At 48.8% G+C, this 576-nt stretch carries 1 protein-coding gene; it reads left to right on the top strand.

The features are described 5' to 3' along the window. On the top strand, positions 1-576 hold a 576-nt coding region (locus tag A3735_RS03215), incomplete at both ends, for a response regulator (protein WP_156499367.1).

Below are 576 nucleotides of genomic sequence, written 5' to 3'. Positions count from 1 at the left end.
TTTCGTCCCTTCGAGCAAGTCCATGTTGAAGGTCACCCTTCAGCAAGCGGAACCGGGCTCGGCCTATCCATCAGTAAACAGCTTGTTGAATTGCACGGCGGTTCCCTAACGATTAAAAGCCAGGCCAATCAAGGCACAGATGTCACCCTATCCTTACCCGCTGGTTTGGTCAGCAATCAGGAAGCCAATAAGCAATTAGCTGAAACCGCTCTACCAGCCACTCAAGCACCTATTATCACTAAGGAAACTCAGGTTTCTACCAGCGAAACCTCTGCAAAACTACCCGATTTATCGTTTGAAGGCGGTAGCGAAGAAATGACTCCGCTGATATTTATCGTCGACGATGAACCCGTAAACCTGGAGCTGGTTTCCAGCCTGATGTCACAACAAGGTTATCGATATGAAGTCTTCCCGGATGGAATTAGCGCTCTAGCCAGGCTCAACCAACAAGTACCTGACCTGATATTACTCGACTTTATGATGCCAAAAATGAGCGGCATTGAAGTCTGCACCCTGGTTCGGAAGCAGTTCGACAGCTATGAACTCCCCATCATCATGCTGACAGCACGGCATCAA

The organism is Oleiphilus sp. HI0061 (assembly GCF_001635675.1).
This window is presented reverse-complemented; position numbering and strand designations above follow the sequence as displayed.